General features: G+C 67.8%; 14 protein-coding genes. 1 reads left to right on the plus strand and 13 read right to left on the minus strand.

Features of this window, described 5'->3' with window-relative positions:
• Positions 1-10: 10 nt before the first annotated feature.
• The 8 genes from glmM to adh form a co-directional block, all read right to left on the minus strand.
• A complete protein-coding gene (gene glmM / locus ACZY0X_RS00670) occupies positions 11-1,342 on the minus strand; it encodes a phosphoglucosamine mutase (protein ID WP_463767698.1) in 1,332 nt (443 codons plus the stop codon).
• An 83-nt stretch (positions 1,343-1,425) separates the two neighbouring features.
• Positions 1,426-1,821: a 30S ribosomal protein S9 gene (gene rpsI, locus ACZY0X_RS00675; protein ID WP_463768716.1), complete on the minus strand. Its 396-nt coding sequence runs from the start codon at positions 1,819-1,821 to the stop codon at positions 1,426-1,428.
• A 122-nt stretch (positions 1,822-1,943) separates the two neighbouring features.
• A complete protein-coding gene (rplM, locus tag ACZY0X_RS00680; RefSeq protein WP_241400708.1) occupies positions 1,944-2,387 on the minus strand; it encodes a 50S ribosomal protein L13 in 444 nt (147 codons plus the stop codon).
• 237 nt (positions 2,388-2,624) lie between these two features.
• Positions 2,625-3,398, minus strand: coding sequence for an ethanolamine ammonia-lyase subunit EutC (eutC, locus tag ACZY0X_RS00685; protein ID WP_463767699.1), 774 nt, complete (start codon positions 3,396-3,398; stop codon positions 2,625-2,627).
• Entirely contained in the window at positions 3,395-4,810 is a 1,416-nt protein-coding gene (locus ACZY0X_RS00690) for an ethanolamine ammonia-lyase subunit EutB (RefSeq protein WP_463767700.1), read from the minus strand. Before ACZY0X_RS00690 ends, eutC begins: the two co-directional genes overlap by 4 nt.
• Positions 4,807-6,216 carry an ethanolamine permease gene (gene eat, locus ACZY0X_RS00695; RefSeq protein WP_463767701.1) on the minus strand — a complete coding sequence of 470 codons (1,410 nt, stop codon included), beginning with the start codon at positions 6,214-6,216 and terminating at the stop codon, positions 4,807-4,809. Before eat ends, ACZY0X_RS00690 begins: the two co-directional genes overlap by 4 nt.
• A 221-nt stretch (positions 6,217-6,437) precedes the next feature.
• Positions 6,438-7,496 (minus strand): alcohol dehydrogenase AdhP, encoded by a 1,059-nt coding sequence (adhP, locus tag ACZY0X_RS00700; protein ID WP_463767702.1) that lies wholly within the window; start codon positions 7,494-7,496, stop codon positions 6,438-6,440.
• A gap of 137 nt (positions 7,497-7,633) precedes the next feature.
• Positions 7,634-9,157 (minus strand): aldehyde dehydrogenase, encoded by a 1,524-nt coding sequence (gene adh, locus ACZY0X_RS00705; RefSeq protein WP_463767703.1) that lies wholly within the window; start codon positions 9,155-9,157, stop codon positions 7,634-7,636.
• A 153-nt stretch (positions 9,158-9,310) separates the two neighbouring features.
• On the opposite strand from adh, the gene ACZY0X_RS00710 reads away from it, so the two are divergent.
• The gene (locus ACZY0X_RS00710; protein WP_463767704.1) at positions 9,311-9,829 is read left to right on the plus strand and encodes a TetR/AcrR family transcriptional regulator; all 519 of its coding nucleotides are present in this window, start codon (positions 9,311-9,313) and stop codon (positions 9,827-9,829) included.
• A gap of 106 nt (positions 9,830-9,935) precedes the next feature.
• Here ACZY0X_RS00710 and ACZY0X_RS00715 read toward each other — a convergent pair whose 3' ends face one another.
• The 5 genes from ACZY0X_RS00715 to eccCa form a co-directional block, all read right to left on the minus strand.
• Positions 9,936-11,222, minus strand: a complete 1,287-nt coding sequence (locus ACZY0X_RS00715) for a helix-turn-helix domain-containing protein (RefSeq protein WP_463767705.1) — start codon at positions 11,220-11,222, stop codon at positions 9,936-9,938.
• A gap of 148 nt (positions 11,223-11,370) precedes the next feature.
• Positions 11,371-11,667 carry a WXG100 family type VII secretion target gene (locus tag ACZY0X_RS00720; RefSeq protein ID WP_241400722.1) on the minus strand — a complete coding sequence of 99 codons (297 nt, stop codon included), beginning with the start codon at positions 11,665-11,667 and terminating at the stop codon, positions 11,371-11,373.
• 31 nt (positions 11,668-11,698) lie between these two features.
• The gene (locus tag ACZY0X_RS00725) at positions 11,699-12,022 is read right to left on the minus strand and encodes a WXG100 family type VII secretion target (RefSeq protein WP_463767706.1); all 324 of its coding nucleotides are present in this window, start codon (positions 12,020-12,022) and stop codon (positions 11,699-11,701) included.
• Between the two features lie 109 nt (positions 12,023-12,131).
• A complete protein-coding gene (locus ACZY0X_RS00730) occupies positions 12,132-13,289 on the minus strand; it encodes a type VII secretion-associated protein (RefSeq protein WP_463767707.1) in 1,158 nt (385 codons plus the stop codon).
• Positions 13,286-17,032, minus strand: a complete 3,747-nt coding sequence (gene eccCa / locus ACZY0X_RS00735) for a type VII secretion protein EccCa (protein WP_463767708.1) — start codon at positions 17,030-17,032, stop codon at positions 13,286-13,288. Before eccCa ends, ACZY0X_RS00730 begins: the two co-directional genes overlap by 4 nt.
• Between the last annotated feature and the right edge of the window lie 98 nt (positions 17,033-17,130).

Below are 17,130 nucleotides of genomic sequence, written 5' to 3' on the forward strand. Positions count from 1 at the left end.
TTACGCTCGGTCAGCGTTGCGCGCTGACCGACTGCGCCACCCGATGGGCGAGCAGCCGGGCGGTGTCCTCGTCGGCGGCCTCGACCATGACGCGGACCACCTGCTCGGTTCCCGACGGCCGCAACAGGATTCGCCCGGTCCCGCCGAGTTCGGCCTCGGCCTCGGCGACGGCCGACTGCACGGCAGGCGCCTGCGCAACCGTCGTCTTGTCGGCCACCGCCACATTGATGAGAACCTGCGGGAGGGTCTGCATCGGCGCGGCCAGATCGGCCAGCGTGAGCCCTGTCTGCTTCATGCGCGCCATGAGCCGCAGACCGGTGATGATGCCGTCGCCGGTGGTGCCCAGCGCGGGCATCACGATGTGGCCGGACTGCTCGCCGCCAAGGGCGAACCCACCGGCGCGCAGCTCCTCGAGGACGTAGCGGTCGCCGACGCTGGTGGTCCGGACCTCGATACCCGCCGCACGCATCGCCAGGTGCAGACCGAGATTGCTCATCACCGTAGTGACAAGCGTGTTCGACACCAGTTCCCCGGCGTCACGCATGGCCAGTGCCAGCACGACCATGATTGAGTCACCGTCGACGACGTTGCCCTCGGCATCCACCGCCAGGCAGCGGTCGGCGTCACCGTCGTGCGCCAGGCCGAGGTCGGCGCCGTGCGCCAGTACCGCCTGCTGCAGGACGTCCATGTGGGTCGAGCCGCAGCCGTCGTTGATGTTGAGGCCGGTCGGCTCGGCGTTGATCGCGATGACGGTGGCACCGGCCGCGCGGTAGGCCTGCGGCGCGGCGACCGATGCGGCGCCATGAGCGCAGTCAACGACGACGGTCAGGCCGTCGGCTCGCGTGGCGATTGCCGTTGCAGCGTGGTCCAGATAGCGGTCGAGGGCATCGGGTGCCTCGAGGACGCGGCCGATGCCTGCGCCCTCGGGGCGGCGGCCCGGACCCATCCGGACGAGATCCTCGATGCGATCCTCGGTGGCGTCGTCGAGCTTGTGCCCGCCGCGGCCGAAGATCTTGATGCCGTTGTCGGGCATCGGATTGTGCGACGCGGAGATCATCACGCCGAACTCCGCGTCATACGCGGCGGTCAGGTAGGCCACGGCCGGCGTCGGCAGCACGCCGACCCGCAACGCGTCCACACCCTCACTCGTCAGGCCGGCGATGACGGCGGCTTCGAGCATCTCGCCGCTGGCCCGGGGATCACGGCCGACGACCGCGACACGTCGGGAGCGGTCGTATGTACCCAACCGTGCGGCGGCCGACCCCAGGGCCAGCGCCAGCTCGGCGGTCAGATCTCGGTTGGCGACGCCGCGCACCCCGTCGGTGCCGAACAGTCGACCCATGCGCATCCCTCCTGGAAACGCCGAGAGCGTGCGCGCCGACAAATTCGACGCGCACGCTCACGGTCACACAGTGCTGTGAAAGATCAGCGCTTGCTGTACTGAGGTGCCTTACGGGCCTTCTTGAGGCCGTACTTCTTGCGCTCGATGGCACGCGGGTCACGCGTGAGGAAGCCGGCCTTCTTCAGCGGCGGGCGATCCTCGGGCTGCACGATGATGAGCGCCCGGGCGATGGCCAGACGCAGCGCGCCAGCCTGTCCGGACGGTCCGCCGCCGTCGAGGTGGGCAAAGATGTCGACGGTGTCGACCCGGTCCACGAGCACCAGCGGAGCCTTGATCAGCTGCTGGTGCACCTTGTTCGGGAAGTACTCCTCGAGGCTGCGGCCATCCAGGTGGAACTTGCCGGTGCCGGGCACCAGGCGCACGCGAACCACGGCCTCCTTGCGGCGGCCGACGGTCTGGATGGGGCGGTCGATGACGATGGGCTCGCGAGGAGTGGACTCCTCGACAGGCGCGGTCTCGACAACCTCGACGACCTCAACGGCCTCGGGGGTCTCAACAACCTCGACGACCTCGGTCGTCTCGGTCACGTCGTTGGTCTCGGTCACTGGGCCACCTGCTTGATCTCGTACGGAACCGGCTGCTGCGCGGCGTGCGGATGCTCGGGGCCCGCGTAGACCTTCAGCTTCTTCTGGACCTGGCGGCTGAGCTTGGTGTGCGGAAGCATGCCGATGATCGCGTTCTCGACGACGCGGGTCGGGTGCTTGATCAGCAGCTCGCCGATGGTGCGCTTGCGCAGACCGCCGGGGTAACCCGAGTGGCGGTAAGCGAACTTCTTGGTGAGCTTGTCGCCGCTGAGGGCGATCTTCTCGGCGTTGATGACGATGACGAAATCGCCACCATCGACATTCGGCGTGAACGTCGGCTTGTGCTTGCCGCGGAGCAGCTTGGCTGCTTCGACGGCGAGCCGGCCGAGCACCACGTCCTGGGCGTCGATGACGTACCACGTACGCGTGGTGTCACCCGCCTTCGGCGTGTACGTAGGCACAGCGCTTACCTCTTCTTCTCGGGTTGGATCCCGGTGTGACCCGGGTGCCGGTCTCGGTATGTGCACTCAGGCGCCCCAGCGACCGACATCGACCCGGGACCCGCATGCCCATCAGGGCAGCACACACCAACGAGGCAGCTTACCTGGGGCCGTCATCGCAGGTCAAAACACGCCGAACGTGAGCTCGTGTGCGAAGAATCGCAAGGAACTCACCAACGAGCTCACGTTGGGCGGGGTTCAGCGAAGTTCGGTGGCGCTGGCGGCCTCAAGCGTCGGGTCTCGCGATGCGTCCTTGAGGTCCACACCGGATCGCCCCAGCTCACGTGCACCCGCAACCAGGCCCGCCGCGACCCGGGCCGCCTCGGCGTACCCGAGACCGTCGGGTGGGTGGATGTTGGAGATGCAGTTGCGGTTGGCGTCGGTGCAGCCGAGCCGCGGCAGGTGGGTGAGGTAGATGCCAAGGCTGTCGGCGACGCTCAGGCCGGGCCGTTCACCGATGACGACCAGCAGCGTCCGCACCCCCAGCTGTGCGCCGATGTGGTCGCCGAGCCCAACCCTGGCCTGCGTCGCGATGACGGGCGGGGCCAGCGTGTAGCGGTCCCCCAGCTGCGTCGCCAGTGCCTTCAGCAGAGCCGCGCCATGGTGGCTCAGCGCGGTCGGCGAGAGCCCGTCGGCCAGGACGAAGCCGATATCGGCTCCGCTCTCGGCCACCATCGTCGTATCGGCCGGTATCCGGCCCAGATCGGGCCGACGCAGGTACTCGTCGCGGGAGGCGGCGCGGCTGGTCACCACGGTTGGCTCGCCGATACCCACCTGGCGCACCTCGCCGATCAGCCGATCGACGTTGAGCGGGACATGCACGGCATCGCGGGCGGCGGCGTGGGCCGCGGCCAGCTCCAGCACCTGCCTGGTGGGCAGGGCATTCCCTGCGCGGCCCAGACCGATCCTGGCCTGCGTCGACTTGCGCAGCTCGTCCCAGAACTCGCGGACGGCGGGGTTCTCGGCGCTCATGGTGTCGGCGCCGAGGTCAGCGAACGCAGCGCCGAATGGGTGACGTCGAAGGGAGTGAGGCGGCCGGTGTCGTCGACCATCCCCACGGTGCGCAGCCACGCCTCGAACTCGGCGGCGGGCCGCAGTCCCAGCGTGCGGCGCGTCACCAGCACGTCATGAAACGACAGGCTCTGGTAGCCGAGCATCACGTCGTCGGCCCCGGGCACCGTGATCACGAACGCCACACCCGCTGCCGCAAGCAGCATCAGCAGGGTGTCCATATCGTTCTGGTCGGCTTCGGCGTGGTTGGTGTAGCAGACGTCGACACCCATCGGCAGGCCGAGCAGCTTGCCGCAGAAGTGGTCCTCAAGCCCTGCGCGGATGATCTGCCTGCCGTCGTAGAGATACTCCGGGCCGATGAAGCCGACGACCGTGTTGACCAGCAGCGGTTGCAGGTCGCGGGCCACCGCGTAGGCGCGCGTCTCGAGGGTCTGCTGATCGACGGGCTTGCCCCCGGTACCCAGGTGCGCTCCCGAACTCAACGCCGAGCCCTGTCCGGTCTCCAGATACATCACGTTGTCCCCCACGGTTCCGCGGCGCAGGCTGCGTCCGGCATCGCGGCCCTCGCGCAGCAGGGCGAGGTCGACGCCGAACGCGGTGTTGGCTCCCTGGGTGCCGGCTATCGACTGGAACACCAGGTCGACGGGTGCGCCCGCCTCGATGAGACCGATCGTGGTGGTGATGTGCGAGAGCACGCAGGACTGCGCAGGAATGTCGTAGCGGGTACGGATGGAGTCGAGGAGGTGCAGCAGGTCGGCCGTGGCCTGCGGGGAGTCGGTGGCCGGGTTGATACCGATGACGGCGTCACCGCATCCCAAGAGCAACCCGTCCAGCACGGCTGCGGCGACACCGCGGGGGTCATCGGTCGGATGGTTGGGTTGCAGCCGCGTCGCCAGCGTTCCGCGCCTGCCGACCGTGGTTCGAAACGATGCGGTCACCTCGATGGCAGCCGAGACCGCGATGAGGTCCTGGTTGCGCATGATCTTGCTGACGGCGGCGACCATCTCCGGGGTCAGGCCCGGCGCCACGGCGGCAAGATCCGCGGCGCCGTCATCGCGCGATGCGGCGTCCAGCAGCCAGTCCCGGAAGCCACCGACGGTCAGATGCGATATCACCGAAAAGGCTTGGCGGTCATGGCTGTCGAAGATCAGCCGAGTGACCTCGTCTGTCTCGTAGGGGACGATCGCCTCGTTGAGAAAGGTGTCCAGCGGCAGGTCCGCCAGAACCCACGCCGCGGCGGCGCGTTCCGCGTCGTGTTCGGCCGCGCATCCGGCGAGCTGGTCGCCCGAGCGCAGCGGTGTGGCCTTGGCCATCACCTCGATCAGTCCGTCGAAGGCGTAGGACTCACCCGCGACCTGTTGCCGGTAGATCACTTGAGTTCGCTCTCCGCCCTCGCGAGCATGGCGAACTCCTCATCGGGCGAGTTGGCCACCAGTTTGTGGCGGCTGTAGACCGCGAAGTACAGCATGAATGCGGCGAACACGGCGAGGCACCAGCCGGCCGCGACGGGATTGACCAGGAATGTCGCAATCACCGCGAGAACCGCGATGACAAGGGCGAATCCGGTCGTGATCGCACCGCCAGGGGTCCGGTAGGGCCGCGGCATATCCGGCTCGCGGCGGCGCAGCACGATATGGCTGACCATCATGAGCACGTAGCTGAGCGCGGCGCCGAAGACCGCCATGTTCAGCAGCAGGTCGCCCTGCCCGGTCAGCGACAGCACGAAGCCGATAACACCGGGAACGATCAGCGCCAGCGTGGGCGCCTTGCGGGAGTTCGTCACCGACAGCGCCCTCGGCAGGTAACCCGCCCGCGACAGCGCGAACAGCTGCCGGGAGTAGGCGTAGATGATCGAGAAGAAGCTGGCGATCAGGCCAGCCAATCCGATGTAGTTCACGACCTTCGCGGCGGTACCGTCGCCGAGCGCCTCGACCAGTGGGTTGCCTGATGTGGACATCTGTTCCGCGCCACCGGCTCCCGTGGTGAGGATCAGCACCGTCACACAGGTGACCAGCAGGACACCCATACCGGCGATGATGCCGCGCGGAACATTGCGCTCCGGGTTCGCGGTCTCCTCGGCGGCCAGCGGCACGCCCTCGATCGCGAGGAAGAACCAGATGGCGAACGGGATCGCGGCCCAGATGCCCAGGTAGCCGTGTGGCAGGAAGCTGGACGCACCGGCCGCGTCGGTGGGAGCGATGTTGGTGAGGTTGGCCAGGTCGAAGTGGCCGACGGCGGCGACCGCGAACACCAGCAGGCCCACCAGGGCGATGGCGGTGATCACGAACATCACCTTGAGCGCCTCGCCGACGCCGGCCAGGTGAATCCCGATGAACAGGGCGTAGGCCGCCAGGTAGATCCACCAGCCGCTGGTGATGCCGAAAAGCCCCAGCGACTCGACGTAAGCGCCGATGAAGGTTGCGATGGCAGCGGGTGCGATCGCGTACTCGATGAGAATGGCTGTGCCGGTGGCAAATCCACCCCACGGCCCGAGCGCGCGACGCGCGAAGGTGTAACCGCCGCCCGCCGCCGGTAGCGCCGAGGACAGCTCGGCCATACCCAGCACGAGAGCCAGGTACATACCGGCGATGATGACGGCGGCGATCGCCAGCCCGCCGAAACCGCCCTGCTCTAGACCGAAGTTCCAGCCCGAGTAGTCACCGGAGATGACGTAGCTGACTCCGAGTCCGGCCAACAACAGCCAGCCCGCGCTGCCCGATTTGAGCTGCCGTTTCTGCAGATAGTCTGCGGTTTCCAGATGCTCTTCAACGCCCGCCACTTGAAACTCCTTCAGTTGCAATGCCCTTGCCGTGGTGATGCGCTGCGGCGGCATCGGCCAGATGGTTTTTTAAAGGTCCGTAATCCAACCTTTGGATAGAACGTAGCACTCCCCTGCCGCCCTCCGTCCAGAGTTGACAAACAATTAATGTGAACTGAATTAGCTGCTCTAACAGTAATTTTCACGGTCCGCGCCCCGCCCTGCGGCGCAGCGGTGAACCGCTACCGGTAGTCGATGACGACTCGTCCTTCGATCTCGCCGCGCTCCATTCGGCCGAAGACGTCGTTGATCTCGTCCAGAGCGGCGGTCTCCACCGTGGGATGAATCAGACCTCGGGCATAGAAGTCGAGCGCCTCGACCATGTCCTGGCGGGTTCCGACGATCGACCCGCGAATCGTCAGGCCCTTGAGCACGATGTCGAAGATCGGCGCCGGGAAGTCACCCGGGGGAAGACCGCTGAACACAATGGTGCCGCCGCGTCGAGCCAGCCCTATCGCCTGGCCGAACGCCTGCGGGTGCACCGCGGTCACAAGGACGCCGTGCACACCGCCGGTGGCCTTCTGCACCTCGGCCACCACGTCAGAGGTCTTGGCGTTGACCGTGATCTCCGCGCCCAACCGAGCTGCCAGCGCCAGCTTGGCGTCGTCGATGTCGATGGCGACCACCCGCAGGCCCATCGCCCGCGCGTACTGCACGGCGACGTGGCCGAGCCCGCCGACACCGGATATCGCGACCCACTGCCCCGGCCGGGTGTCGGTGACCTTGAGGCCCTTGTAGACAGTCACACCGGCGCACAGGATCGGCGCCACCTCGACGGGGTCACAGCCGTCCGGGATACGCGCCGCGTAGGCGGTATTGACCAACATGTAGGTGCCGAAGCTGCCGTTGACCGAGTAACCGCCGTTCTGTTGCTTCTCGCACAACGTCTCCCAGCCGGTGCGGCAGTACTCGCAGCTCCCGCACGCCGACCACAGCCACGCATTGCCCACCTTGTCACCGACCGCGAGGTCATCGACCCCGGGACCGAGCGCCACGACAGTGCCGTAGCCCTCGTGGCCGGGTACGAACGGTGGGCTCGGCTTGACCGGCCAATCACCGTGTGCGGCATGCAGATCTGTGTGACAGACCCCAGAGGTCTCAAGCCGCACCAGCGCCTCGCCGTGGCCGGGCTTGGGCAGATCGAGTTCGGAAACCTCCAGGGGAGCACCGAATTTCGTCACAACCGCGGCGCGCATGACGTCCGTCCCGGTCTCGGGCTGTGGGTTCAGGGTCTGAGTCATGGTGCCGCTCCTACGAATGCTGTTTGCTGATATCGGATCTTCTGTTGTTCTGCGGACGCGGCGGACGCCGATTTTGGGCAATACGAAATCGACGTCCGCCGCCACGACGGTGTTCGGGTTGAACTATGCGGTTCGGGTCAGAAGAAGCCCTGCGCCTTGTTCGAGTAGCTGACCAACAGGTTCTTCGTCTGCTGGTAGTGGTCGAGCATCATCTTGTGGTTCTCGCGGCCGATACCCGACTGCTTGTACCCACCGAATGCGGCGTGTGCGGGGTACTGGTGGTAGCAGTTGGTCCAGACCCGGCCAGCCTTGATATCGCGACCGGCCCGGTAGGCGGTGTTGCCGTCGCGGCTCCACACTCCCGCACCGAGTCCGTAGAGGGTGTCGTTGGCGATGCTGATGGCCTCGTCGTAGTCCTTGAACGACGTGACCGCGACGACGGGCCCGAAGATCTCCTCCTGGAACACCCGCATCTTGTTGTGGCCGGTGAAGATCGTCGGCGCGACGTAGTAGCCACCGTTGAGATCGCCGCCGAGTTCGGCGCGTTCACCGCCGGTGAGCACCTTGGCGCCCTCGGACTTGCCGATCTCGATGTAGGACAGGATCTTCTCCAACTGGTCGTTGGAGGCCTGCGCCCCGATCATCGTCTCGGTGTCCAGCGGATCGCCCTGGCGCACGGCCTTGGTGCGGATTGCGGCCAGCGCGAGGAACTCGTCGTAGACGTCGGCCTGGATAAGGCTGCGCGACGGGCAGGTGCACACCTCGCCCTGGTTGAGGGCGAACATGGTGAAGCCCTCGAGCGCCTTGTCCTGGTAGTCGTCGGCGGCCGCCATCACGTCGTTGAAGAAGATGTTCGGGCTCTTGCCGCCGAGTTCCAGGGTGACGGGGATCAGGTTCTGCGACGCGTACTGCATGATCAGCCGGCCGGTCGTGGTCTCGCCGGTGAACGCGATCTTGGCGATTCGGTTGCTCGACGCCAGCGGCTTGCCCGCCTCAACGCCGAACCCGTTGACGATGTTCACCACACCCGCGGGGAGCAGGTCGCCGATGATCGAGAACAGGTGCAGGATCGAGGCCGGGGTCTGCTCGGCGGGCTTAAGCACGATGGCGTTACCCGCGGCCAGCGCCGGCGCCAGCTTCCACACGGCCATCAGGATCGGGAAGTTCCACGGAATGATCTGCCCGACCACGCCCAACGGCTCGTGGAAGTGGTAGGCGACGGTGTCCTCGTCGACCTGCGACAGTGAACCCTCTTGCGCACGAATGCATCCGGCGAAGTAGCGGAAGTGGTCGATGGCCAGCGGGATGTCGGCATTGAGCGTCTCGCGGACCGGCTTGCCGTTGTCCCATGACTCGGCGACCGCGACCGACTCGAGGTTCTCCTCGATACGGTCGGCGATCTTGTTCAGGATCAGCGCGCGCTCCGCCGGTGAGGTCTTACCCCAGGCGGGGGCCGCGGCGTGCGCGGCATCCAGCGCCTTCTCGATGTCGGCCTCGGTCGAACGGGCGACCTCGCAGAACACCTCACCGGTGACCGGGGTGGGGTTGGCAAAGTACTCGCCGCCGACGGGTGCCACCCACTCGCCGCCGATGAAGTTGTCGTAACGGGACTGGAAGGACATCACGGCGCCCTCGGTACCCGGACGTGCGTAAACAGTCATGCGCGATCTCTCCTGCTAGTCAGACGCCACAAGTGTGTCGGTCGTCACTAACACTACGAGTGCGACCGTTGCAGCACGGTTGCATCGGCGGGCAGACTGCAAGTCATCGACGGACCACGGAGGACTCCTCGCCAGCGGCGGTCACGGGAAACCGTGAACGTGCTGCTCGAAGCCGCCTCGCAGGTGTTCTCCCGGGAGGGGATGTCGGCCACCACCAACCGCATCGCCGAACGTGCCGGGGTATCCGTCGGCACCCTCTACCAGTACTTTCCCAATAAGGAGACGCTGCTGCACACACTCGCCGAGCGGCACGTCATCGCCGCCGGCGACCGCATGCAGAGGGTTTTCGACCAACTACGCGCCGAGCACCCGCCCTTCGACGAGACGGTGCGCGCGATGTTGGCGGCGCTGGTGGACCTGCATTCCGACCGGCCGGGATTGCACCGCGTCATGCACCGGCTGGTGCCCTCGACACCCTCGCCGACGGCCGCGGCCGCAGCGGGCCACAGCGCACCCGAGTACCCGCCGCCACCGTGGATCACCATGGCGCGCACTGCCGCCGTGGGTACGGCGGCCCGAGCGATGTGCACCGACATGTCGCGCCACGACCACCACGTCGTCGTCGGCTCGACCATGTCGGAGGTGTACTCGGCGGGCAGGAACGCGGCGTAGCTGTGGTGATCCATGACATCCATCGTGGGATGGGTTACGGGCGTTGACAACTCGCATTCACACCACATCTGAGCTGCGACGACGTCGGCCTACTCAGGTTCTGAGGTCAGCCGATGTCGAGATCGAGGCCGGCGAGGTGTCCACTCGCGGTGGCGCGCTGTACCGACCCCGCGGGCACGCCGTCGTGCAGGATGCGCCAGCCGTCGCGGTCGTCGCGTCCCTCGGGGAGTTCGAGCCAACGGTTCAGCAGCGCGATATCGCCGGTGCCGAGCACCGCTGCGCGCAGGCTCGTGGACAGTTCGGCGCGCAGGCGGCCGATCGCCGGCGACACCGACTGCGGTAGCAGCTCCCCGCGGTAGTGCGATACCGCGGCCGCGACATCGCCGCGCCGCAGGGCCTCGAACACGTCCCCCAGGTCGCTGTCGACGGGCTCGAGCAGCCGGTAGGGCCGGGAGCCGACGTACTGGGTCCCGATGACGCGGCGCAGCCGGGACATCTCGGCGCGAATCGTCACGGCGTCGAGGTCGTTGTCGTCCAACAACATTGCGAGATGATCAGCGCTCAGACCCTCCTGGTGGCGGGTCAGCAACACCAGGATGTCCGCGTGCCTGCCGGTGAGCGTGCAGGCGTCCAGACCACCCTCGGACGTCCACCGGGGGCGTCCGGCGCCAAGGACCGACAGGCGGGCACGGTGCACCGCGGCATCGGCGGATCGGGTGAGCGCCAGCAGCGCGAGGTGGTTCTCGATGGCAACGGCGGTGGCTCTGACCAGGGCGAGGGTCTGTGGTGAGGCGACCTGTGGGCCGCCGGTGAGGTCGATGGCCCCGAGCACCAGGCCAGTGGCGGGATCGTGGACGGGCACCGCGGTGCAGTTCCACGGCTGCACGATGCGGGAGAAGTGCTCGCTGCCCCGGATCTGCAGTTCGCGGTCCAGCGCCACCGCCGTGCCGGGTGCGTTGGTACCGGCACGTCGCTCACTCCAGTCCGCGCCGGGGACGAAGTTCATGGTCTCGGCCCTGCGCCGGGCGACCGGGTCGCCCTCGACCCACAGCAGGGTGCCGTCGGCGGCCATCACCGCGACCACCACGCCCGCATCGGATGCGTCCTCGACAAGAAGCCGGCGGATGACCGGTAGCGCGGCGGCCAGCGGGTGGCTGGCGCGCAGTTCGTCGAGGGTACGGGCAGCCCAGGAGAGTTCGGCGCCGCCGTGGTCGGGGTCAACGCCGATGGCGAGGCTGCGCTGCCAGCTTTCGGCGACCACCTTGCGCAGTGGCGAGGAGTCCAGATAGCTCGCGTCGACCTCACCGGCGACGAAGAGTTCGTGCATCGCGCGCACGGCCGATCCGGGCGGCTGGTCCGTGGCCCCGCCGCCCGTGGTCCTCGAGGCACTCACCGGCGATCACACTCCTCGTGCGGGCCCTGTTTCCGCTGGCCACGTCACCGAAACCACCCTATCCCAACCGGCCGGGCGGGCGGTGAGACTGGGCGGTCCCGCAGGCTCTCCTCCTGCGGGACCACCCAGGGGTCTCGGCGGCTCCGGGCTACATCCCCCAGGCGGTGGCCGCGCGCCGGTCAGTGCTGGCGACATCGTCGGCACCGTCCCGGACGGCGTTGCCCAGCCGGAACAGGATGTCGTTGAGCGCGGCGGCCGACTGATCCCACCTGGCCTGCTCAACGCGGTACGCCTCGGCGGCCTCCCGGGTCCAGACCGCCGTCAACGGCGCGATCTGCGCACGCAGGTCGTCCAGCGCAGCGTTGAACCGGGCCGACGTGGCGTGGATCTGCTGTCGCACGGCGAACTCGATCTCGTTGAAGTCGTATGACAGAACCGGATCCATGAGTGCTCCATTTTCGGTGGGGAATGTCGGGCTACAGCGCCGCAGTTGTGGCGCCGATACGCGCCGCGTGCGTATCCGCGGCGTCTCGCAGTGAGTGTTCGTTGAGGCGCATGGTCTCGGCGATGCGCGCCAACGCGGTGTGCAACGTGATCGACTCCGCGTTCCACCGCGCAACGACGTCACGGAACCGCACTGCGGCGACACCACCCCACACCGAGGGCGGCACGCCGCTCATCTGGCCGATGAATGCGCCCAACATCGCGCGCACCTCCTCGTTGCGCGCGTCGATCTTGCCCGCGACTGCCGTCATCAGCTCGAGGTCGGTGGTGAGTGCACCACCTGCCGGAGTTGTCATCGTGTCCCCTTCTTCGTAGTGAGGTCCTTCGTAGTGAGGTCCTTCGTAGTGAGGTCTAGGTATAAGACGCGGCCGGGGTCCGATCGGTTCCATTGGCCACGAACGATTTTCATTCCCACTCGTGCGCCGATCGGATCGCGTGGCGGCATACGGCGTCGGGGGTGGGCCCGCCTGGGGCGCTCTGGCAGCCGATGGCGATGCGGACACCTCCGTCGAGCACCAGCGTCCAGTCGACAACGCGGTCAGATCTCGTCTCGCGATAGGTGATCGCGGGTTCGTCCTCGACGCGGGCTGCCGGGTCGAAGTCGCCGAAGACGCCGTCCGGTTGCTGCCCCAGCGCGGTTCGCACCATCTCGGCGGCCGCCGCCAACGACTGGCCCCTGGGTATCGGGGACTGCGTGACGTGTATCGCCTGGATCGGATCCGTGGGTGACACCACTTGCACGCGAGCCGATCCCGGACCTACCACAATGCGCTCGGTGCTCCAGTCGGCCGGCACCTCGACGGCCACCCGCCCCTCGACGAGCCAGGCCTGGTCATCACCAGGGGATTCGGCGTCATGCCGCGCGCCGAGGGCCGCCAGCACCGACACCGACAGGACGACGCCCGCTGCGATGACAACACGTGGTTCGAGGCGTCGCCGCAACCAGCGCCGTTCACCCGACGATCGACGTTGGTGCTCGAGCGTCGCCGCGGCGACGACCGCGGCGTCATCGGTGACCGTGACGGGAACACCGCGCCCTTGTAGATCTCGGGTGATGTCGTCGACGAGGTCCGCGGCGTCCACGTCCGTCGATGGATCAATGACCACGCGATCGACATGACGAAGCCGGCTGATCGCGGCATTCACGACGTCACAACGGTCGCCGACCCTCGGCACCAGCGCCGTCGACAACCCGGGTGCCGAAATCGCGATCAGCTCCGGAGCGATCTCGACGACCGCGTGAAGCGCATTGGCGTGCAACGCATCCCCACGCCGCACGACAGAGACGTCTCGAAACGTCTCCTCGGCGGCCGTGGTGACCCGGCGGATGCGCGTCGCCGTCCACCATGACGGGCAGACGAGAAGCACCGCGTCGGTGTGCTCGCCCACCGCATGTCGCAGCACCTCCGACCACAGCGCGTCGACGGAGACCACCCGATCATCGATCAGCGCGAGATCGTCGTCGACGCAGGCCAACGCCTCGGCATCGCGGTCGGCCGGTACATCACTCGGACCACGTGTCGTGGCCGGCCCCACCAGCACGACGGCGGGGGCGCTGCTCACGACGGCACATCCGTCCACGCGATCTGGACGAGCTGATCACCGATCCCGCGGCGGATCAGCGTGCCCCGACCCGGCGGTTGCACCGTCGGGCGTAGCGATCCGAACAGCGGGCCCTCATCGGCGCGCGCACTCATCATCAACCCCATGCAGCCCAGGTCACGCAGGCGAGCGAGAACGGGATCGTACATCGCCCGGGCGGCACCGCCGGAGCGTCGCGCAACCACCACGTGCAAACCGAGATCACCTGCATGCGGGAGTAAGTCAAGGATGCCGAGCAGAGGGTTGCCGTCAGCGGATTCGGCGATCAGGTCGTAGTCGTCGACGATCACCCAGGCCTCGGGCCCCGTCCACCACGAGCGCTCGCGTAACTGTCGTTGTGTGACACCTGCGCCAGGCAGACGGGCGCGCAGCCGGGCGGACAGTTCGGCGAGATGAGGCTGTGCGCCGGCGGCCGACACCGCATAGCCCAGCAGGTGGTCGGTCTCGACGACACCCAGCAGGGTCCGGCGTGGATCGATGATCATCAGCTGTGCTGCCGTTGCGTCGAGGCCCCCGGTGACGGCGCGGCACAGCGTGCGCAACGTCGAGGTCTTCCCGCACTCGGACTCGCCGAGCACGATCAGATGCGGTTGACGGTCGAATTCGACGGCGAGCGGCTGCAAGTCGTCGTCCCCGACGCCGATCGGGATCCGGGTCGATGTCGCCGCCCCGGTGCGGGCAGTGACCGTGTCGAGGTCGACTGTGGCCGGCAGAAGGTGCACGGGTGGCGCCATCAGGTCGCCGTGGCGCGTACGCAGTTGATGTGCGGCGGTGTGCAGCGCGTCATCGAGATCCACCACGGTCGGCACACCGTCGAGCCGCGGCAACGCGATCACCAGCTCGAGGCCCTCACGTGTGACGCCCCTCCCGGGTGGACGATCGAGGAGCCCTCTGGCCCGTCCGCGGTCCATCTCCGACTCGGCAGGATCACCAAGTCGCAGCTCGATGCGGGTCGCGATCCGGTCCTTGAGCGCGGGTCGCAGATCGGCCCACCGCGAGGACGCCACGACGATATGCACACCGACTGCCAGACCCTGACCGGCAAGCGCGGTGACGGACTCCTCGAGCCCGTCGAGTTCGGCACGTGCGGCGGCCCACCCATCGATCACGAGGAGGACGTGACCGTGGGCATCCGCGAAACCCCCATCGAACGCCGTATGCGCGCCGTCGCGGCGCAGGCGCGACTCACGCTGCCACACCATGGATTCGAGTTGGGCGACGATACGTCGGGCCAGGTCCGACTCGAAACGTCCCGCGACGGCCCCGACGTGCGGCAGCGCCCGTGTCGCCGCCAGCGTGCCACCGCCGAAGTCCAGGCCGTAGATCTGGACGGTCTCCGGCGAGTGTGTCGCGGCCAGGGCCAGAACGAGACTGCGCAGCGCCGTCGACTTGCCCGCCCGAGGGCCACCAACCACGGCGACATTGCCGCCCGCTCCGCCGAGGTCCACGATCAGCTGGTCGCTACGCTGGTCGAACGGTCGGTCTACCAGGCCGATCGGTACGTTCAGGGGCGCGAGACGGTCACCGCAGGCGAGCACGTGGTCCAGGGTCGGCGATGCGCTCAACGGTGGTGACCACACCTGATGCGCTGGCGTTCCGGCATCCGACAGCCCGTTCAGAACGACGTCCACGACACTGGCACCCGACGTCTCGGCCTGAGGATTGTGCGCACCGTCACGCCGCACCCCGACCGGCGCCGCAGTGAACACCGTTGGGATGAACGTCGATTCACCGATCTCGGGGACCTGAGCGACGATGGGCGCGGAGACGTACGAGGACCGGAACCGCATCAGATCACCGTCGGCGGTCTTGAGCAGCGCCATCCCCGGTGTGTTCGGCAGGTCGTATCCGTCAGCGGTGCCGAGGACCGCACGGGACTCCGCGGCGGAGAACGTCTTCAGGCAGATCCGGTAGGACAGATGGGTCTCGAGCCCGCGGAGCCTTCCCTCGTCGAGACGCTGACTCGCCAGCAGCAGGTGCATGCCGAGCGAGCGCCCGACGCGTCCGATCGCGACGAACATCTCGGCGAGGTCCGGTTGTCGGGCCAGCAGTTCGGAGAACTCGTCGACGATGATGAGCAACACCGGCAACGGCGCCAGCGGAGCCCCTGCGGCCCGGGCCTCCTCGTACACGGTGACGTTGGCGAGGTTGCCCGCCGTGCGCAGGATCTCCTGCCGGCGGTTCATCTCACCGGACAGCGCGTCTCGCATCCGGGAGACCAGATGGGCCTCATCGGCGAGGTTGGTGATCACGGCCGCGACGTGGCGAAGCCTCTCGAAGCCGAGGAACGTTGCGCCGCCCTTGAAGTCGATGAGGGCGAGGTTCAGCACGTCGGGTGAGTGGGTCGCCACCAGGCCCAACGCCAGGGTGCGGAGTAGCTCCGACTTTCCGGAACCGGTGGCACCGACGCAGAGTCCGTGCGGTCCCATCCCGCCGTGCGCCGCCTCCTTCAGGTCCAGCTCGACCGGTTGGCCGTCGTCGCCGCGGCCAATCGGTACCCGCAGATGTCGGGCGGCCGTGCGACCCTGCCAGGTTCGCGCGGGGTCTATTCGGCAGGGATCGCCGATGCCCACCAGGTCCGGCCAGCCCGGCGCATCGTCGGACCGACGGTGCGCACCGCCGGTGTGGGAGGCCAGGCGCCGTGCGCAGGTCAGCGCCGCGGCCATTGGCATGGCATCGGGCACCGCGAGTGTGTCGACGCCCGCTCCGTCGAGGAGAACCGTCACCGGGCCGCCCGTCTGGGTGCCGACCACGAGCACGCTCACCCCGGTCGCAGGGAGATCTGCAGTCACCTCGCCGCCATCCACAACGACCACGACGTGCTCGGCATCCACCGACGGCAGCGTGTCGAGTCGGCCGTCATACCTCAACCGGGCCGAACCCGCGTCATCGGACTCACGTCGATGCTGGTGATGGGGAAGCCATTTCATCCATTCCCAGTGCCGCGCAGTCGCTGCGTCGACGACCGACACCACGCTCACCTCATCGGAATCGTGGAGCACCGTCAGTTGACACACCATCGCGCGCACCAGCGCCCGTGCCGCGGCGGCCTCGCCTTCGACGGTGACGATGCGGTGACCACGCAGACCGACCGTGACCGGTATCTCGGCGACGCCGGAGCGCGCGTCGACAAGCCGTTGCACTGCGTCAACGGTCACCGGGTCAGCGGACCCAGCCGGCGCCACATCGGGTGCGATCAGCGCCGCCACCGGTCGACACACCCCGAGCCCCACCCGGACGTGACAGAAGTCCGCATCCCCCTGGCGCCGCTCCCCCATGCGTTCGCCGCCCGCCAGCGTCCACAGCGCCGCCGGATCGGGATGACTCCACCACGACGAGTGATGCTGGGCGTCGGCGGTTCTGGTCACGGCATCGTCGACGGCAGCCAGGTAGCAGAGATAGTCCCTGCGGTCGGAGTTCAGCTCGCCGGTGCGGCGGGTACCGCGCATGCCGTAGGCCACGGATCCGAGGACCGACACTGCCATCATGACCGGGAACAGCAGCATCATCGGTCCGCGCGATCCGAGCCCCGAGGTGAAGTAGAGCGCCGCCATACCGCCCGCGGCGACAAGCATCACCACGGGAAGCAGCCGCGACATCGGGTCGGCGGGCACGAGCCGCGGTACGTCGGGTGGCCGGTCCACGACGACGTCACCGATGTCGACCGGTGGGGCCGGCAGGCGCACAGGATGCGAAAGTTCCATCGGTGCTTGGACGCGCCAGGGCCCAGCTTGGTTCCATCGAATATTGGCGCACGGGCACCGGTCCGGACTCGGCTACGGTGACTGCAGAGGCATCAACG

Source organism: Mycobacterium sp. IDUB_39 (assembly GCF_055419205.1).